This is a genomic window from Vulcaniibacterium gelatinicum, assembly GCF_008033445.1.
Classification (GTDB): domain Bacteria; phylum Pseudomonadota; class Gammaproteobacteria; order Xanthomonadales; family Xanthomonadaceae; genus Vulcaniibacterium_B; species Vulcaniibacterium_B gelatinicum.
Genome location: NZ_VNKO01000001.1, coordinates 43569 through 58110, shown reverse-complemented (window position 1 = coordinate 58110; position 14542 = coordinate 43569). Strand labels below are relative to the sequence as shown.

Genomic DNA, 14542 nt, shown 5'->3' with positions numbered 1-14542 from the left:
GCGGCGAACCCGGTACGGTTCAGTCGGCAGGCGTCGCCGCCGGCTCCATCACGATGCAGTCCACCGGGCACGCCGGCAGGCACAACTCGCAGCCGGTGCACAGCGGCGCGAGCACGGTGTGCATGCTCCTGGCCGCGCCCACGATCGCGTCCACCGGGCAGGACTGGATGCACTTGGTGCAGCCGATGCAGTCGGCCTCGACGATCAACGCCACCTGCGCGGGCTTGTGCTCGCCGCGGCTGCGGTCGTAGGGCCGGGCCGGCACGCCCAGCACCTTCGCCAGCGCGCGCGCGCCGGCATCGCCGCCCGGCGGACAGCGGTCCACGTCGGCCTCGCCGCGTGCCATCGCCTCGGCGTACGGCCGGCAGCCGGCGTAGCCGCACTGGCCGCACTGGGTCTGCGGCAGGATGCGGTCGAGGCGTTCGACGAGATCGGCGGTCACTTCACCGGCATGCCCGGCTCGGCGCCGGCGTCCACGTCCAGCAGGTGCAGGCCGCCGCCGTCGAAGCCGGCCGAGAGGATCATGCCCTCGCTCACGCCGAAGCGCATCTTGCGCGGGGCCAGGTTGGCGATGAACACGACGTTGCGGCCGACGAGCTTCGTCGGCTCGCCGTAGCTGGCGCGGATGCCGGAGAAGATCTGGCGCCTGCCGAGCGGGCCGGCGTCGAGTTCGAAGCGCAGCAGCTTGTCCGAGCCTTCCACGAACTCGCAGGCCAGCACCTTGCCGATGCGCAGGTCGAGCCGGGCGAAGTCCTCGATCCCGATCTGCGGCGCGAGCGTCGCGGCGGGCGCGGCCTTGTCGCCCGGCGTGGCCGGCGCGGCCTGGGCGGGAGCGGCGGGGCTGGCGAGGGTGTCCTTGCTGGCTTCGATCATGGCTTCGATGCGCTTGGGGTCTATGCGGGTGAACAGCGGCGCGTAGGCGTTGATGCGGCGGCCGAGCAGCGGCGCGCGCAGGTCGTCCCACGCGGCGACCGGGGCGCCCAGGAAGGCCTCGGCGTGCGCGGCCAGGCGCGGCAGCACCGGCTTGAGCATCGCCGCGAGCACGCGGAACAGGTTGATGCCCTGGGTGCACACCGCCTGCAGCTCGGCGTCCGCGCCTTCCTGCTTGGCCAGCACCCACGGCTTGCGTTCGTCAATGTAGCGGTTGGCCTCGTCCGCCAGCGCCATCGCCTGGCGCAGCACCGCGGCCGGTTCGTTGCGTTCGTAGGCCTCGCGCACGGCGGCGATCGCGGCGACGAAGCGCTCGTACATCGCCGGCTCGGGCAGCGCGTGGGCCAGTTCGCCCGCGAAGCGCTTGTCGATGAATCCGGCGCAGCGGCTGGCGAGGTTGACGAACTTGCCGACCAGGTCGCTGTTCACGCGCTGCACGAAGTCGTGCAGGTTGAGGTCCAGGTCGTCCACGCCGCCGGAGGACTTGGCCGCGTAGTAGTAGCGCAGCGCCTCCGGGTCGAGCCCGGCGTCGAGGTAGGTGCGGGCCATGATGAAGGTGCCGCGCGACTTCGACATCTTGGCGCCGTCCACGGTCAGGTAGCCGTTGACGTGCAGCCGGGTCGGGGCGCGGAAACCGGCGCCGTGCAGCACCGCCGGCCAGAACAGGCCGTGGAAGTTGACGATGTCCTTGCCGAGGAAGTGGTGCAGCTCGGCGCGGCTGTCGGGCGCGAGGTAGTCCTCCAGCGCGCCGCCCTCGCGCTCGCACAGCGCCTGCAGGCTGGACAGGTAGCCGATCGGCGCGTCCAGCCAGACGTAGAAGTACTTGCCCGGCCGGCCGGGGATCTCGAAGCCGAAATAGGGCGCGTCGCGGGAGATGTCCCAGGCGCGCAGCCCGCCCTCGGCGTCGAGCCATTCCAGCAGCTTGGCCTTGACCCCCGGCACCGCCACGTCGCCGGCCAGCCACTCGCGCAGGAAGCCCTCGAACCGGCCGACCTCGAAGAAGAAATGCTCCGACTCGCGCAGCTCCGGCCGGCTGCCGCTGAGCACCGAGCGCGGCTCCTTGAGGTCGGTGGGCGCATAGGTGGCGCCGCAGGCCTCGCAGTTGTCGCCGTACTGGTCCGGCGTGCCGCAGTTCGGGCAGGTGCCCTTGATGTAGCGGTCGGGCAGGAACATGCCCTTGGCCGGGTCGTAGAACTGGGCCACGTTGCGCCGGCCGATGTGGCCGGCGGCCTCCAGCCGTGCGTAGATCAGCTCGGTCAGCGCGCGGTTGCGGGGCGAATGGGTGGAGTCGTAGTGGTCGAAGGCGACCAGGAAGTCGGCGAAGTCGCGCTCGTGCGCGGCCTGGATGCCGGCGATGTAGGCCTCCGGCGTCATCCCGGCCTTCTCCGCGGCGAGCATGATCGGCGTGCCGTGGGTGTCGTCGGCGCAGACGAAGCGCACCCGGTCGCCGGCCATGCGCCGCGCGCGCACCCAGATGTCGCCCTGGATGTACCCGACCAGGTGGCCGAGGTGGAGCGGGCCGTTGGCGTAGGGCAGGGCGCAGGTGACGGCGACGTTGCGGCTCATGGCGTGCAGGCGGCGAAGGGCCGGCGATTATCGCATGCCGCTCACGCCGCCCCGGGAATTCCGGGGCCGGAAACGCAACGGCCCGGCATGGGCCGGGCCGTCGTGGTCGGCGCGAGCTGCGGCGCTCAGTCGGCGCGCACCCAGGTCGCGGTGCGGCAGAAGATCGCCTTGCAGCCGATGACCTCGAGCTTGCGGCCGCCGTCCACCAGCTTGACGCTCTTGACCTTGAAGTGGGTGTCCTCGGACGGCTTGTAGCCGTTGCCGTCGCCCCAGCCGCCGTCCTTGGGCTTGAGGTTCCACAGGGTGACGATGCCGACGAAGGGCTTGCCCTTGTACTCGCCGCTGCACTGCTCGCAGGTCGGCGGCAGGCCCAGGTTCTCCACGATCCGCGCCGCCAGCGTGCCGTTCCTGGCCTGGTACACCTCGGTGACGGTCATCGGCTTGCCGGTCTTGTCGTCGAGCGTCTTCCAGCGCCCCAGCGGCGAGGACTGTGCTGCGAGTGTGGCGGTGGCGGCCAGCAGCGGCAGCGCGCAGAGCGCGGCCAGGATCTTGATGCGCATGGTTCCTCCCGGGGAATGTGGCGAAGCGGTCCCGGACGAGCCGGGCGTGGCCTTTATAGCCGCATCCGCAGGGGTATGGAATACGCTGCCGTGATGATTCCGTTCGACACCGCCCGCCTGCACCTGCGCCCGCTCGCCGCGGACGACGCGGCCCTGTACGTCGCCCTCTACACCGATCCCGCGGTGATGGCGCACGTCGCCGCGCCGATGACCGGGGAAGCGGCGCGGCGCAGCTTCGAGAAGGCGTGCGCGCGCAATCGCGAGTCGCCGCCGCGCTGGCAGCGCTGGGCGATCCGCGCGCGGGGCAGCGGCGAGGCGGTGGGCCTGTGCGGGCTGTTCCGCGACGCCGACCGGGAGGACTCGGCCGAGATCGGAGTGATGCTGCTGCCGGCCTGGCAGGGGCGGGGCGTGGCGGCGGAGGTGATCGCGGCGTTCGCGGCGCGGGCGTTCGATCCGGCCGCGCCGTGGCCGCTGGCCCGGCTGTGGGCCCGGCACGCCGCTGGCAACACGCCGATGGGGCGGGTGCTGGCCCGGCTGGGGTTCCGGCCGATCCCGTCGGACATTGACGACGAACGGTGCTGGGAACTGTCCCGTCCGGGGTGACAGCCGCCCCCCGCGCCGCTACAGTCCGCCCATTCCGACCGCTGGGGAGCGGCCGATCCGATGGAAGCGACAGGGAGTCTGGTCTGCGTCGGCCTGGGCATGATGCTCGGGGCCCACCTCGCGCCGCGCTCGCGCAGCGAGATCGAGCAGGCCGAGGTCGTGTTCGGCCTGGTCTCCGATCCCATCGTCGAGCTGTGGCTGCAGCAGATGCGCCCCGACATGCGCAGCCTGCAGCCCTACTACCGCGAGGGCAAGCCGCGCACCCGCACCTACCGCGAGATGGTCGAGGCCATGCTCGCCGAGGTGCGCGCCGGTCGCCGCGTGTGCGGGGTCTTCTACGGCCACCCCGGCGTGTTCGCGCTGGTGCCGCACCGGGCGATCGAGCGCGCCCGCGCCGAGGGCTTCCAGGCGCACATGGAGCCCGGCATCTCCGCCGAGGACTGCCTGTACGCCGACCTCGGCATGGACCCCGGCACCTACGGCTGCCAGCACTACGAGGCCAGCCAGTTCATGTTCTACCGCCGGCGCATTGACCCGTCGGCGTACCTGGTCCTGTGGCAGATCGGCATCGCCGGCGACCGCTCCACCGCGCGCTTCTCCACCGGCGCCGCCCACCGCCGCCTGCTGCTCGAGCTGCTGAGCGAGGACTACCCGCCGCAGCACGAGGTCATCGCCTACGAGGCCGCGACCCTGCCGATCTGCCAGCCGCGCATGGACCGCATGCCCCTGTCGGCGATCGTGGACGCCGACCTGCGCATGCAGACCACCCTGGTGATCCCGCCGGCGCGGCCGATGCAGCGCAACGAGGCGATGCTGGAGCGGCTGGCGGCGTTGGAGTTCGAGGTGGAGGGTTCTGCTGCAACGAAACAGGAGCGGATGAACGTCGAATGCGATCAGCTTTCTTGAAGGTGAGCGTGTCTGCGAAAGCTGAGTGATGGGGTTGGTTGCCAATCAGTACAGGGGAGGGGGTATGCAGGGTTTGCTTGTTGCTCTGGAGAATGCAGGCCGGGATCGCTCGGCGTCCGTGGATTCGCTTGTCAATGGAATCAACGGGATTGAGGACGCCGAATTGGTGAAGCGATTGTTGCTGGCCGGGGATGCCGAAGAGTTGGCGCGTCTTTTGGGGGCGCGTGCCGCGATGGCATGGTTTGTTGCCACGCCTGATGGCGACGAAGATCAGCCTTCGCCTGGCCGCGAGGATGACGCGCCCGGTGAGGATGAGAGCGAATAGGTCGCGCAGGTGGTGAACATGAGGCGCATGCATCGCTGGCTGTTGATCGTGGGTCTGGCATGCGCCTTCCATGTTCATGCTGTGTCTCGCGTGGATGCCCTGTTGCGGGATGCCGATCGTTTGCGGAGCGTGGATGGGCGAGAGTTCTCGAACCGTCTTGACGAGGTCGCTACCCTCCTGAAGGAGGCTGAGCCGCGCCAGGTGCAGCATTGGCGGTACCTCGATGCTTATCGGTCGCTGGTCTATCGCGATGATCTGCGAGGAAGCATTGAGCGGTTGAAGCGGCTGATGGAAGACAAGCCTTCAGCGGATCTTCGCTACCGGGCGGGTGCATTGCTCATCAATGCCTATGGCCTTGACCGGAGGTTTACCGATGGTTTCCGGCAGTTGCATGAAATCCTGCCGTTGCGCAACAGAGTTTCAGACAAGGCGATCAAGCATGACGGATTGTATGCTGTTGCCTTCTTCTATAATGAGATGGGGCAGTATCGTCTTGGTTTGAAGTATGCACGTGAGCTTTTGGCCGACAATCCCCTTCCGCGCGGTGAGTGCGTCGGTGCAATCGCCCTGCTGGATGCCGAGTATCACTTGGCGAAGCTGCCGGAATCAGATGCCCCCATCATTCGCCGAATCGATCAATGCTTGGCCATCAACGAGCGGATGGCGGCGATGTTCATCCGGGTCCTGCTCGCGAAGAAGTGGGTAAAGGAAGGGCGCCTGGACGAGGCCAAGGGTTTCATTGAGCAACATATTCCAGAAGCGGAGGCCATTGGTTACTGGCGCTTGTTGGCAGACATGCGGGCCATGGCGGCTGAGCTGGCTCTCGATGCCGGCTCTTTCAATGCGGCGAAAAAGCATGCACAGAAGGTGCTGGAACATGCGGCTGAGGTTCCGAGTTCTTCCGCTCTGGTCAAGGCATGGCGAGTTTTCTATGAGGTTGCGCTGCACGAGAAGGACATGAAGGCGGCGCTCAATGCTTTTCGGCGGTATGCCGATGCCGACAAGGCCCATTTGGCTGACCTCAGAGCCCGCGAGCTGGCGTATGAGATGGTTCGCTTGGAGGCTCAGGGCAGGGCTCAGCAGATCGAGGCTTTGGAGCAGCAAAACCAGCTCCTCCAGCTCCAGCAACGCCTGGAGCGCGAGCAGGCGCAGAAGACGCGGCTGGCGGTGGTGCTGCTGGTGTTCCTGCTGGCGGCGGTGACGTACTGGGCCATCCAGGTCAAGCGCCGGCAGGGGTTGCTGCGGCGGATGGCGGAGACCGATGCGCTGACCGGGGTGTTCAACCGGCACCACTTCACCCGCCAGGCGGAGCAGGCGCTGGCGAAGTGCGCGCAGGCGGGGGAGCCGGCGGCGCTGATCATGTTCGACCTGGACCACTTCAAGTCCATCAACGACGGCTACGGGCACATCACCGGCGACTGGGTGCTGCGGGCGGTAGCCGACACCTGCCAGGAGCTGTGCCGGCGCATGGACCACTTCGGCCGGCTCGGCGGCGAGGAGTTCGCGATCCTGCTGCACGGGCTGGACCTGTCGGCGGCGGCGCGCCTGGCGGAGGACTGCCGGGTGCGGATCGCGCGCATAGACACGCGCGAGACGGGGCACGTCTTCGCCATCACCGCGAGCTTCGGGGTCAGCTCCACGGTGCAGTCCGGCCACGACCTGTCGCGGCTGCTCTCGCACGCGGACCTGATGCTGTACCGGGCCAAGCACGACGGCCGCAATTGCGTGCGGGTGTACGGCAACGAACCGCCGTCCGACCCCGCGGCGCGGCGGGCGCAGGCGCCGCTGTCGGTGGTGCACTGAGCGCGATGGCACACTGGCGCCATGGCCGTGCCGGCGCCGCTCGAACTGCCTGAGGCGCAGCGCGCCGCTCTGGAGGCGGCGTACGCGGTGCCGCCGCGCGCGTACCACCATTTCGGCCACGTGCAGGCGGTGCTCGGGCACTGGGCCGAGGTGGCGGCGGGGCCGGGCTGGCGGCAGCCGCGTGAGACGTATCTGGCCGTGCTCTACCACGACGCGGTGTACGCGCCGGGGCGGCGCGACAACGAGGCGCGCTCGGCGGCGCTGGCGTGCGAGCACATCGCCCGCTGGCTGCCGGAGGCGGGGCTCGATGCCGGGCGCGTGGCGGCGCTGATCGGGCTCACCGCGCGCCACGGCCAGCTCGCGCCGCAGGACGTGGACGCGGAGGCGGCGCTGTTCCTGGATTGCGACATGGCGATCCTGGGCGCCGAGCCGGCGGCGTTCGACGCCTACGACCGCGCGATCGCGGCCGAGTACCGCGGGCACGTGCCGGGCTGGCTGTTCCGGCTGCACCGGCGCCGGTTCCTGAAGGGACTGCTGGCGCGGGAGCGGATCTTCCTCAGCGGGTTCTTCCACGAGCGGCTCGACGCGCAGGCGCGGGCGAACCTGCGGCGGGTGCTGAATGCGCGGCGCTGAGTCAGAATGCAGGCGCAACCTCTGGAGGAGTCGCGGATGAACTGGCTCGCCATCGCCCTGGTGGTGCTCGGCCTGTACCTGGCGTTCAAGGTGGTGGGCTTTTTGCTGCGGTTGCTGCTGTGGGGCGTGGTCCTGGGCGGCGGGTACTGGCTGCTGGCGCCATACTTCGGCTGGCCGCCGCTGTTTTGACGGCGCCCCGGCCGGCGCGAGGCCGCGATGCAGTGGCAGTTCGACAACCGATTCGTCCGCGAGCTGCCGGGAGATCCGGACAGCGGACCGCATGTGCGCCAGGTGCACGGCGCGCTGTGGTCGGCGGTGACGCCCACGCCGATGCCGGCGCCGCGGTTGCTGGCGCATTCGCGCGAGATGGCCGAGCGACTGGGGCTGGACGAGGCCGACGTGGCCGCGCCCGGGTTCGTGCAGGTGTTCGCCGGCAACGCGCTGTTGCCGGGGATGGCGCCGTTCGCCGCCAACTACGGCGGGCACCAGTTCGGGGCCTGGGCCGGGCAGCTCGGCGACGGGCGCGCGATCACCCTGGGCGAGGTGGTGGACGCGCAGGGCGAGCGCTGGGAGCTGCAGCTCAAGGGCGCCGGCGCCACGCCGTACTCGCGCTTCGCCGACGGGCGCGCGGTGTTGCGTTCCTCGGTCCGCGAGTTCGTGTGCAGCGAGGCGATGCACCACCTGGGCGTGCCGACCACGCGCGCGCTGTGCCTGGTCGCCACCGGCGAGGAGGTGGTGCGCGACATGTTCTACGACGGCCACCCGGCGCCGGAGCCGGGCGCGATCGTGTGCCGGGTGGCGCCCTCGTTCCTGCGCTTCGGCAGCTTCGAGCTGCCGTATGCGCGCGGCGACCTGGCGCTGCTGCGCCGGCTGGCCGACTTCTGCATCCGCCGCGACTTCCCCTGGCTGCAGGGCGAGGGCGAGCGGCTGTACGCGGACTGGTTCGCCGAGGTGTGCGAGCGCACCGCGACCATGGTGGCGCACTGGATGCGGGTGGGGTTCGTGCACGGGGTGATGAACACCGACAACATGTCGGTGCTGGGGCTGACCCTCGACTACGGCCCGTTCGGCTGGGTCGAGGACTTCGACCCGGACTGGACGCCCAACACCACCGACGCGCATGGCCGCCGCTACCGCTTCGGCTGGCAGCCGCAGGTGGCGCAGTGGAACCTGGCGCGGTTCGCGCAGGCGCTCTCGCCGCTGTTCGCCGACCCGGCGCCGTTGCAGGCCGGGCTGCAGCGCTACGTGGACGCGTTCGTGGCCGCCGACCGCGACAACATCGCGCGCAAGCTCGGCCTGGCCGAGTGCCGCGACGAGGACGTGGCGCTGATGCGCGAGCTGTACGGCCTGCTGCACGCGGGCGCGCTGGACATGACCCTGTTCTTCCGCGCGCTCGGCCGGTGCGATCCGTTGGCGCCGTCGCCGGCGCCGTTCGAGGCGGCCTGGTACGACGAGGCCCGGCGCCGGGAGGCCGAGCCGGCGCTGCTGGCGTGGCTGGCGCGCTACGCCGCGCGGCTGGCGGGGGATCCGTTGGCGCCGGCCGCGCGGCGAGCGCGGATGGAGGCGGCCAATCCCTGCTACGTGCCGCGCAACTGGCTGTTGCAGGAGGCCATTGACCGCGCCGAGCAGGGCGATCCGTCCGGGATCCACGTCCTGCTCGAGGTGATGCGCCGCCCTTACCAGGAACAGCCCGGCCGCGAGGCTTACGCGCGGCGGCGTCCGGAGTGGGCGCGGACGCGGCCGGGCTGTTCGATGCTCTCGTGCAGCTCCTGAACCGGGCTACTGCGTGCTCACCACCGCCCGGGTCTCGGTGCTGGTGAGGGTGTAGCTGGCCAGCAGCGTGGCGTAGCCCTTGACCCGGTAGCGGTACGTGCCCGGCTCGGTGACCGCGTATTCCAGCGTCTCGGGGTTGGCCAGGGTGGCGCCGCAGGCGACTTCCTCGCCGGCGGGGTTGACCAGGCAGAAGTCCACGTCCACGCCGCCGCTCCACGACAGGCGGGCCTTGATGGACACCGTGTCCTGGCCGACCTCGAACGGGAACTCGTCCACCTCCAGGTTCTCCGCCGACGGTCCCAGGGTGCCGGTGAAGGTCTCGGTCTCCTCCACCAGTTGCGTGCCGACCGGGAACATCTGCCCGTCGAGCAGGGCGCCGTCGAAATAGACGTTGCCGGTCACGCCGCGCAGTTCGACCTTGTGCAGGCCGTCGCTGAGGTTGTTGAGGGCGAAGCGGGCGGTGTCCGCGGTGCCGTTGTAGAAGCTGATCCGGCCGCGGAACACCCCGTCCACGTACACGTCGGCCAGGCCGCCCCTGGCGTCGCGCGGGTACAGCAGCTGCATCGCCTCGCCGTGGAAGGCCAGGTGCAGGCGCGGCACCGACTTCTTGGTGACGCTGGACTTGCGGTAGCTGCCGTCGCTGGCGGTGGACGAGCTGGCGGTCTGCCAGTTGCCGGCGTAGGCGAGCAGGCCGTTGCCGTCGCCGACCGTGTTCCACTGCCCCTGGCTCGACCAGGCGGTCTCGCCGCGCAGGAACGCGGCGCGGTTGCCCTGCGTGCGCGAGGCCAGTTCGACCGCCTTGAACACGTTGATGTAGCCGCCGCCGACCACGTGGTAGCCGTAGGCCGGCATCGGCGTGGCGGTCTGCACCAGGATCTGCTCGATCTGGTCGGGCGAGAGTTCGGGGTTGGCCTCCAGCAGCAGCGCCGCGGTGCCGGCCACGAACGGCGTGGCCATGCTGGTGCCGCTCATGCTGGCGTAGTAGGCGGTGTAGGTGGGGTTGCTCGGGTTCAGCACCGGGCCCAGCGCCGGCAGCGGGGTGGCCACGGCGCGGGTGGAGACGATGTTCGAGCCCGGCGCCACCACGTCCACGTGCTTGTAGAAGTCGCCGGCCACGCCGCGGCTGGAGAAGCTCGACAGGTCGCCGCTCTTGGTGCCGGAGCCGACGTTGATCACCCACGGCGCGATCGCGTACGGGTTGAGCGTGTCCTCGGCGGGGCCGTCGTTGCCGGCGGCGAAGGTGACCACCATGCCGCGCTTGTAGGCCTCGTAGCTGGCCTGGTTGATCGGGTTGCCGGGGTCGAAGCCGCCGCCGGAGGCGCCCCAGGAGTTGGTGATGATGTCAATGCCGTAGCGCTGCTGGTTGGCGAGCGCGTAGTCGAAGGCTTCGAGCGCGAACAGGATGTTGATGCCCTCGCCCACGCTCAGGCCGACCAGGCTCGCCTCCGGCGCGATGCCGTCGTAGTAGTTGGGGCGGCGCGGGTCGGCGGCGGAGACCGCGCCGGTGCCGGCGACGGTGCCGGCCACGTGCGTGCCGTGGCCGCTGCTGGTGTCGGTGTCGGGCAGGTTCTCGACGTTGGCGCCGACGCCGAGCAGGCCGAGGTCGGCCACGATCTTCACGTTCTGGATGGTCTTGCTGCCGAACTGCAGGTCGGGGTGGTTGGCGTCAATGCCCGAATCAATCACCGCCACGGTGATGCCGCGGCCCTTCAGGCCGATGCCGTCGTGGACCAGGTGGCCGCCGGTGATCTCGGCCGCCTCGTGGTTGTAGTAGCGCAGCGGGGCGTTGAAGTAGAGGCTCTCCACGCCGTCCCAGGACGCGACCTCGCGCACCTGCGCGGTGGTCAGCAGCGCGCCGGCCATCGGCAACTCCTCGAGCGGCCGCAGCGCGGAGGTGAGCAGGGCCAGCCGCTGCACCACGCGCGGATCGGTGTAGGTGACGATGACCTCGTGCGTGGGCGCGACCTGCAGGCGCTGCTGCAGGTCCGGGGAGATCAGCGCGGCGGCGTCGGCCGCCGGGGCGGCCAGGCCGGACAGGCCGGCGGCGACGGCGAGGCCGAGGAGGGTGCGGGCGGGACGGGCCATGGCGGTGCTCCGGGAAGGGACGGGGCACTGTCGGCCGGGAGTGGCCGCCGAACCATCCGGGAAAGCCCCGGACACCAGCGGGGGAAATCCCCCAGCCCCGTTCCGCCGAACGGTGGCTGCACGGCTGCCAGCGGTGCGTTGAAGCGCATGGGGGAGTCCACGCAACGCCGGCCCACGGCCGGCGATCGGAGAAGACCATGAAACGGTTCTGGGTGGTTCTGGCGGCCTGGCTGCTGGTCGCGGCCGGGGTGCTGGCGCAGGAGCGTGCCTACAGCGAAGGCCCGGTGGTGGAAGTCACCTCGGTACGGATCAAGGACGGCCAGTTCGACAACTACATGCACTACCTGCAAGGCCGCTACAAGCCGCTGCTGGAGGCGCAGAAGAAGGCCGGCATCGTGCTCGACTACGGGGTGTATTCGGTCTCGCCGCGCACGCCCTCGGATCCCAACCTGTACCTGGTGGTGGTGTATCCGAACATGGCCATGCTGGACGGCCTGGAGGACAAGATGGAGCCGCTGGAGCGGCAGGTCACGGGCCAGACGCGGGCTCAGTCGGCGAAGGCCTATGCCGACCGCGGTTCGATGCGCGAGATCCTGGGCAGCGAGTTGCTGCGGGAGTTGCGCCTGAAGTGACGGAGGGAACGGAACGCCCGCGGCGATCGCCCGCCGCGGGCGGGGCCTCAGCCGCGCGCGCCGATCGCGTCCATCTCGGCGAAGGCGTCGTCGGGCAGGGCCAGGAAGGCCCAGAACGGCGTGCCGTGCCGGGCCCATTCGATCGAGGCTTCGTCGAACACATCCACCAGGATGTCGAACTCGCGCCGGTTGCCCGCGCGCAGGTCGCCGGCGTCGCCCACCAGCAGGCAGTAGCCGGGCGCGGGCAGCCAGGACAGGTCGCGCAGGTCCTCGCCGAGCCCGTCCCAGTTGTGGCCGCGGCCGGCGGGGAAGTCGAGCGCGCTGCCGATGCGCAGCAGCAGCGTGGCCTTGTCGGTGCAGCCGGACAGGTCCACGCGGCGCACGACGAACCCCGCGTCGCGCGCGGCCACGCCGAGGCTGTGGAGGTCGTCCTGGGTGACGAAATAGACCCCGGCGCGGCTGGGATCGCCCAAGCCCGGGTCGAAGCCGGATTCGGTCATGCGGTGGACCTCTGGTTGCGGATGTGCGCGGCTTCGGCGAGCGTGGATGCCGGCGACGGGTCGTGTGGCTGCGTCTGGCCCGTGGCGCGCGGTGTCGCGGGCACGGGCGGGGAGGACACCGGCCGCGGCCACAGCAGCCACAGCAACAGCAGCAGCACGGCGGCGATCCAGACCCACGGGTTGCGAAGGTGTCGGCGCATGGCGGATTTCCTGGCCGTGACGGCCGCACGATACTCCATCCGCGGGACAGGAAAAGGGTGGTCATCGAAATGGGGCAGGCGATGGCAGACGCAGGGCCGGGCGGGCCCGGGGCCGCCCCCCGTTCCGGCCGGGGCGGCTTCCACCGCCTGTTCTTCGCGCTGTGGCCGGAGGAGGCGGTGCGGGCGCGGATCGCGGCGGAAGCCGACGCACTGCTCGCCGTGCAGGCTGCGCGCGGGCGGCGCGCCGATCCGCGGCGCTACCACCTCACCCTGTCGTTCCTGGGCGATTTCCCGGGCGTGCCCGACGATCTACTGGCGCGGGCCAGGCAGGCGGCCGACGCGGTGGCCGTGCCGGCCTTCGAGTTCGCCCTCGACGCGGCCGGCAGTTTCGGCAACCGCTCCATTCCCTGGTGGCTGGGGTGTCGCGTGCCGCCCGCACCGCTGCTGGCCCTGTGGCTGCGCCTCGACGAGGCCCTGGCCGCGCAGGGGGTGAAGCTGCGGCGGCCCGGCGCCCACGTGCCGCACGTGACCGTGCTGCGCGACGCCCGCGAGCGGCTGCCGCTCACGCCGATCGCGCCGATCGTGTGGCCGGTGCGCGAGTTCGTGCTGGTGGACAGCCGCCACGGCAGCGACGAGGGCTATGTGGTGATCGGTCGCTGGCCGTTGGCGGCGGCTGCGGAGCGGGCGTGACGCCTGCGGCCGGCGCGCTCAAGGCGGAGGCTGGCCGCCAGGTCCGGCCGGGCCGGCGTGGCGCAGCCGCGGATGGCTCTCCTCGCCCCACCACCACAGCAGCGCGCCGGAGACGAACATCGCACCGGCGACGAACCAGAACGCCGCTTCCACGCCGCCGCCGCGCTGCGCGACCAGGCCCAGGCCCAGGCCGCCGATCGCGTAACCGAGGTCGCGCCAGAAGCGGTAGATGCCGATCGCCGATCCGCGCCAGGCCGGCGCGGCGAGGTCGGCGACCGCGGCCGAGAGGTTCGGGTAGAGCAGGGCCATGCCCAGGCCCGAAACCGCCGCCGAGAGCGACCACCACGCGCTGCCTTCGCCCAGCGGCAACATCGCCACGCCCGCGCCGCAGATCCACATCCCGGCCACGTTCGGCCATTGCCGGCCGATGCGGTCGGACAGGCGCCCCGTGAACAGCTGCGCGCCGCCCCAGGTGAAGCCGTACACGCCGACGATCCAGCCGATCTCCGGCAGCGGCACGCCGCGCTGGTACAGGAACAGCGGATACAGCACCCACACCAGCGCGTCCACGAACTTCTCCACCAGGCCGGCCTGGCTGAGCGCGGCCAGGCGCCGGTCGCGCCAGGACATGCGCGCGAACACGTCCCGGGCCGAGGGCGCGCCCGCGGCGCCGGCCGTGGCGCCGGCTTCGCCCGCCGCGCGTGCCCAGGGCAGGGTGTCTTCCACCCAGGCGTGGGTCAGCCACAACGCCAGCACGATCACCCCGAGCCCGAACCACAGCAGGCCCGTGCGCGCGCCGAACGTCTCGGCCAGGTAGGCGGTGGCCACGCCGGCGAGTGCCACGCCGGTGTAGCCGGCGAACTCGTTGAGCCCGAGCGTGAGCCCGCGTTCGTCGGCGCGGGTCAGGTCGAGCTTGGCGGTCTGGGTCATGGACCAGGTCAGGCCCTGGTTGACGCCGAGCAGCAGCGTGGCGACCACGATCCAGTGCCAGGCCGGCGCCCACCAGACCAGCACCGGGATCGGCAGCGCCAGCAGCCAGCCCAGCAGCAGCACGCGCTTGCGCCCCACCGTCTCCGAGAGCCGCCCGGCGACGAAGTTCATCGCGCCCTTGACCACGCCGAAGGCGACCACGAACGCGGCCAGCAGCACGAACGAATCGCGCGGCACGTGGAACTCGGCCTCGGCCAGCGCCGGCACCACGGTGCGGGTCATGCCCAGCGTGAGCCCGACCAGCAGCACCTGCAGCAACTGGTGCGCGAACTGGACGCGGTTGTCGCGGATGCCGTGGCGCAGGGACAAGGTCGAGGGTCCTTCAGTGTGCCTGCGTCCGCGATCG

At 70.8% G+C, this 14542-nt stretch carries 16 protein-coding genes; 9 read left to right on the top strand and 7 right to left on the bottom strand.

Annotated features, from left to right (window positions below):
- Positions 1-19 precede the first annotated feature (19 nt).
- From rnfB to FPV26_RS00265, 3 genes are all read right to left on the bottom strand, one after another.
- Positions 20-442, bottom strand: a complete 423-nt coding sequence (gene rnfB, locus FPV26_RS00275; RefSeq protein WP_147651317.1) for an Rnf electron transport complex subunit RnfB — start codon at positions 440-442, stop codon at positions 20-22.
- Positions 439-2496: a methionine--tRNA ligase gene (gene metG, locus FPV26_RS00270; protein ID WP_147651315.1), complete on the bottom strand. Its 2058-nt coding sequence runs from the start codon at positions 2494-2496 to the stop codon at positions 439-441. The genes rnfB and metG overlap by 4 nt, the downstream gene beginning before the upstream one ends.
- Before the next feature lie 125 nt (positions 2497-2621).
- Positions 2622-3056 carry a DUF2147 domain-containing protein gene (locus FPV26_RS00265; protein ID WP_147651313.1) on the bottom strand — a complete coding sequence of 145 codons (435 nt, stop codon included), beginning with the start codon at positions 3054-3056 and terminating at the stop codon, positions 2622-2624.
- 93 nt (positions 3057-3149) lie between these two features.
- Here FPV26_RS00265 and FPV26_RS00260 point away from each other — a divergent pair, with 93 nt between their 5' ends.
- The 7 genes from FPV26_RS00260 to FPV26_RS00230 all read left to right on the top strand — a co-directional run bounded on the left by FPV26_RS00260 (position 3150) and on the right by FPV26_RS00230 (position 9099).
- Positions 3150-3659: a GNAT family N-acetyltransferase gene (locus tag FPV26_RS00260; RefSeq protein WP_181952517.1), complete on the top strand. Its 510-nt coding sequence runs from the start codon at positions 3150-3152 to the stop codon at positions 3657-3659.
- Between the two features lie 60 nt (positions 3660-3719).
- On the top strand, positions 3720-4565 hold the full coding sequence (locus FPV26_RS00255) for an SAM-dependent methyltransferase (protein ID WP_147651309.1): 846 nt from the start codon (positions 3720-3722) through the stop codon (positions 4563-4565).
- Positions 4566-4629: 64 nt separating this feature from the next.
- On the top strand, positions 4630-4890 hold the full coding sequence (locus FPV26_RS00250; protein ID WP_181952516.1) for a hypothetical protein: 261 nt from the start codon (positions 4630-4632) through the stop codon (positions 4888-4890).
- Between the two features lie 27 nt (positions 4891-4917).
- Complete coding sequence (locus FPV26_RS00245) at positions 4918-6693, top strand: GGDEF domain-containing protein (protein ID WP_181952515.1); 1776 nt, start codon at positions 4918-4920, stop codon at positions 6691-6693.
- Positions 6694-6714: 21 nt separating this feature from the next.
- Positions 6715-7326 (top strand): HD domain-containing protein, encoded by a 612-nt coding sequence (locus FPV26_RS00240; RefSeq protein WP_147651303.1) that lies wholly within the window; start codon positions 6715-6717, stop codon positions 7324-7326.
- Between the two features lie 36 nt (positions 7327-7362).
- Complete coding sequence (locus FPV26_RS00235) at positions 7363-7515, top strand: DUF4175 domain-containing protein (RefSeq protein WP_147651301.1); 153 nt, start codon at positions 7363-7365, stop codon at positions 7513-7515.
- Positions 7516-7542: 27 nt separating this feature from the next.
- Positions 7543-9099, top strand: coding sequence for a protein adenylyltransferase SelO (locus tag FPV26_RS00230; protein WP_147651299.1), 1557 nt, complete (start codon positions 7543-7545; stop codon positions 9097-9099).
- Between the two features lie 6 nt (positions 9100-9105).
- Here FPV26_RS00230 and FPV26_RS00225 read toward each other — a convergent pair whose 3' ends face one another.
- On the bottom strand, positions 9106-11184 hold the full coding sequence (locus FPV26_RS00225) for a S8 family serine peptidase (protein WP_147651296.1): 2079 nt from the start codon (positions 11182-11184) through the stop codon (positions 9106-9108).
- A 197-nt stretch (positions 11185-11381) separates the two neighbouring features.
- Here FPV26_RS00225 and FPV26_RS00220 point away from each other — a divergent pair, with 197 nt between their 5' ends.
- The gene (locus FPV26_RS00220; RefSeq protein ID WP_147651295.1) at positions 11382-11816 is read left to right on the top strand and encodes a hypothetical protein; all 435 of its coding nucleotides are present in this window, start codon (positions 11382-11384) and stop codon (positions 11814-11816) included.
- A gap of 47 nt (positions 11817-11863) precedes the next feature.
- Here FPV26_RS00220 and FPV26_RS00215 read toward each other — a convergent pair whose 3' ends face one another.
- Both FPV26_RS00215 and FPV26_RS00210 read right to left on the bottom strand, forming a co-directional pair.
- Positions 11864-12316 (bottom strand): barstar family protein, encoded by a 453-nt coding sequence (locus FPV26_RS00215; RefSeq protein ID WP_147651289.1) that lies wholly within the window; start codon positions 12314-12316, stop codon positions 11864-11866.
- Positions 12313-12516: a hypothetical protein gene (locus FPV26_RS00210; RefSeq protein WP_147651287.1), complete on the bottom strand. Its 204-nt coding sequence runs from the start codon at positions 12514-12516 to the stop codon at positions 12313-12315. The genes FPV26_RS00215 and FPV26_RS00210 overlap by 4 nt, the downstream gene beginning before the upstream one ends.
- A gap of 81 nt (positions 12517-12597) precedes the next feature.
- Between FPV26_RS00210 and thpR the strand changes: the two genes are divergently transcribed.
- Positions 12598-13206, top strand: a complete 609-nt coding sequence (gene thpR / locus FPV26_RS00205; RefSeq protein WP_181952514.1) for an RNA 2',3'-cyclic phosphodiesterase — start codon at positions 12598-12600, stop codon at positions 13204-13206.
- An 18-nt stretch (positions 13207-13224) separates the two neighbouring features.
- On the opposite strand, the gene FPV26_RS00200 is transcribed toward thpR, so the two are convergent.
- Entirely contained in the window at positions 13225-14505 is a 1281-nt protein-coding gene (locus FPV26_RS00200; protein WP_220429051.1) for an MFS transporter, read from the bottom strand.
- Positions 14506-14542 lie beyond the last annotated feature (37 nt).

What these genes read in the sequence shown, in the direction of transcription:
- thpR (WP_181952514.1), top strand. Translation starts at nt 12,598, where the DNA reads ATGGCAGACGCAGGGCCGGGCGGGCCCGGGGCCGCCCCCCGTTCCGGC.
- FPV26_RS00235 (WP_147651301.1), top strand. Translation starts at nt 7,363, where the DNA reads ATGAACTGGCTCGCCATCGCCCTGGTGGTGCTCGGCCTGTACCTGGCG.
- metG (WP_147651315.1), bottom strand. Translation starts at nt 2,496, where the DNA reads ATGAGCCGCAACGTCGCCGTCACCTGCGCCCTGCCCTACGCCAACGGC.
- FPV26_RS00220 (WP_147651295.1), top strand. Translation starts at nt 11,382, where the DNA reads ATGAAACGGTTCTGGGTGGTTCTGGCGGCCTGGCTGCTGGTCGCGGCC.
- FPV26_RS00215 (WP_147651289.1), bottom strand. Translation starts at nt 12,316, where the DNA reads ATGACCGAATCCGGCTTCGACCCGGGCTTGGGCGATCCCAGCCGCGCC.
- FPV26_RS00250 (WP_181952516.1), top strand. Translation starts at nt 4,630, where the DNA reads ATGCAGGGTTTGCTTGTTGCTCTGGAGAATGCAGGCCGGGATCGCTCG.
- FPV26_RS00255 (WP_147651309.1), top strand. Translation starts at nt 3,720, where the DNA reads ATGGAAGCGACAGGGAGTCTGGTCTGCGTCGGCCTGGGCATGATGCTC.
- FPV26_RS00240 (WP_147651303.1), top strand. Translation starts at nt 6,715, where the DNA reads ATGGCCGTGCCGGCGCCGCTCGAACTGCCTGAGGCGCAGCGCGCCGCT.
- FPV26_RS00230 (WP_147651299.1), top strand. Translation starts at nt 7,543, where the DNA reads ATGCAGTGGCAGTTCGACAACCGATTCGTCCGCGAGCTGCCGGGAGAT.
- FPV26_RS00210 (WP_147651287.1), bottom strand. Translation starts at nt 12,516, where the DNA reads ATGCGCCGACACCTTCGCAACCCGTGGGTCTGGATCGCCGCCGTGCTG.
- FPV26_RS00265 (WP_147651313.1), bottom strand. Translation starts at nt 3,056, where the DNA reads ATGCGCATCAAGATCCTGGCCGCGCTCTGCGCGCTGCCGCTGCTGGCC.
- FPV26_RS00245 (WP_181952515.1), top strand. Translation starts at nt 4,918, where the DNA reads ATGCATCGCTGGCTGTTGATCGTGGGTCTGGCATGCGCCTTCCATGTT.
- FPV26_RS00260 (WP_181952517.1), top strand. Translation starts at nt 3,150, where the DNA reads ATGATTCCGTTCGACACCGCCCGCCTGCACCTGCGCCCGCTCGCCGCG.
- FPV26_RS00225 (WP_147651296.1), bottom strand. Translation starts at nt 11,184, where the DNA reads ATGGCCCGTCCCGCCCGCACCCTCCTCGGCCTCGCCGTCGCCGCCGGC.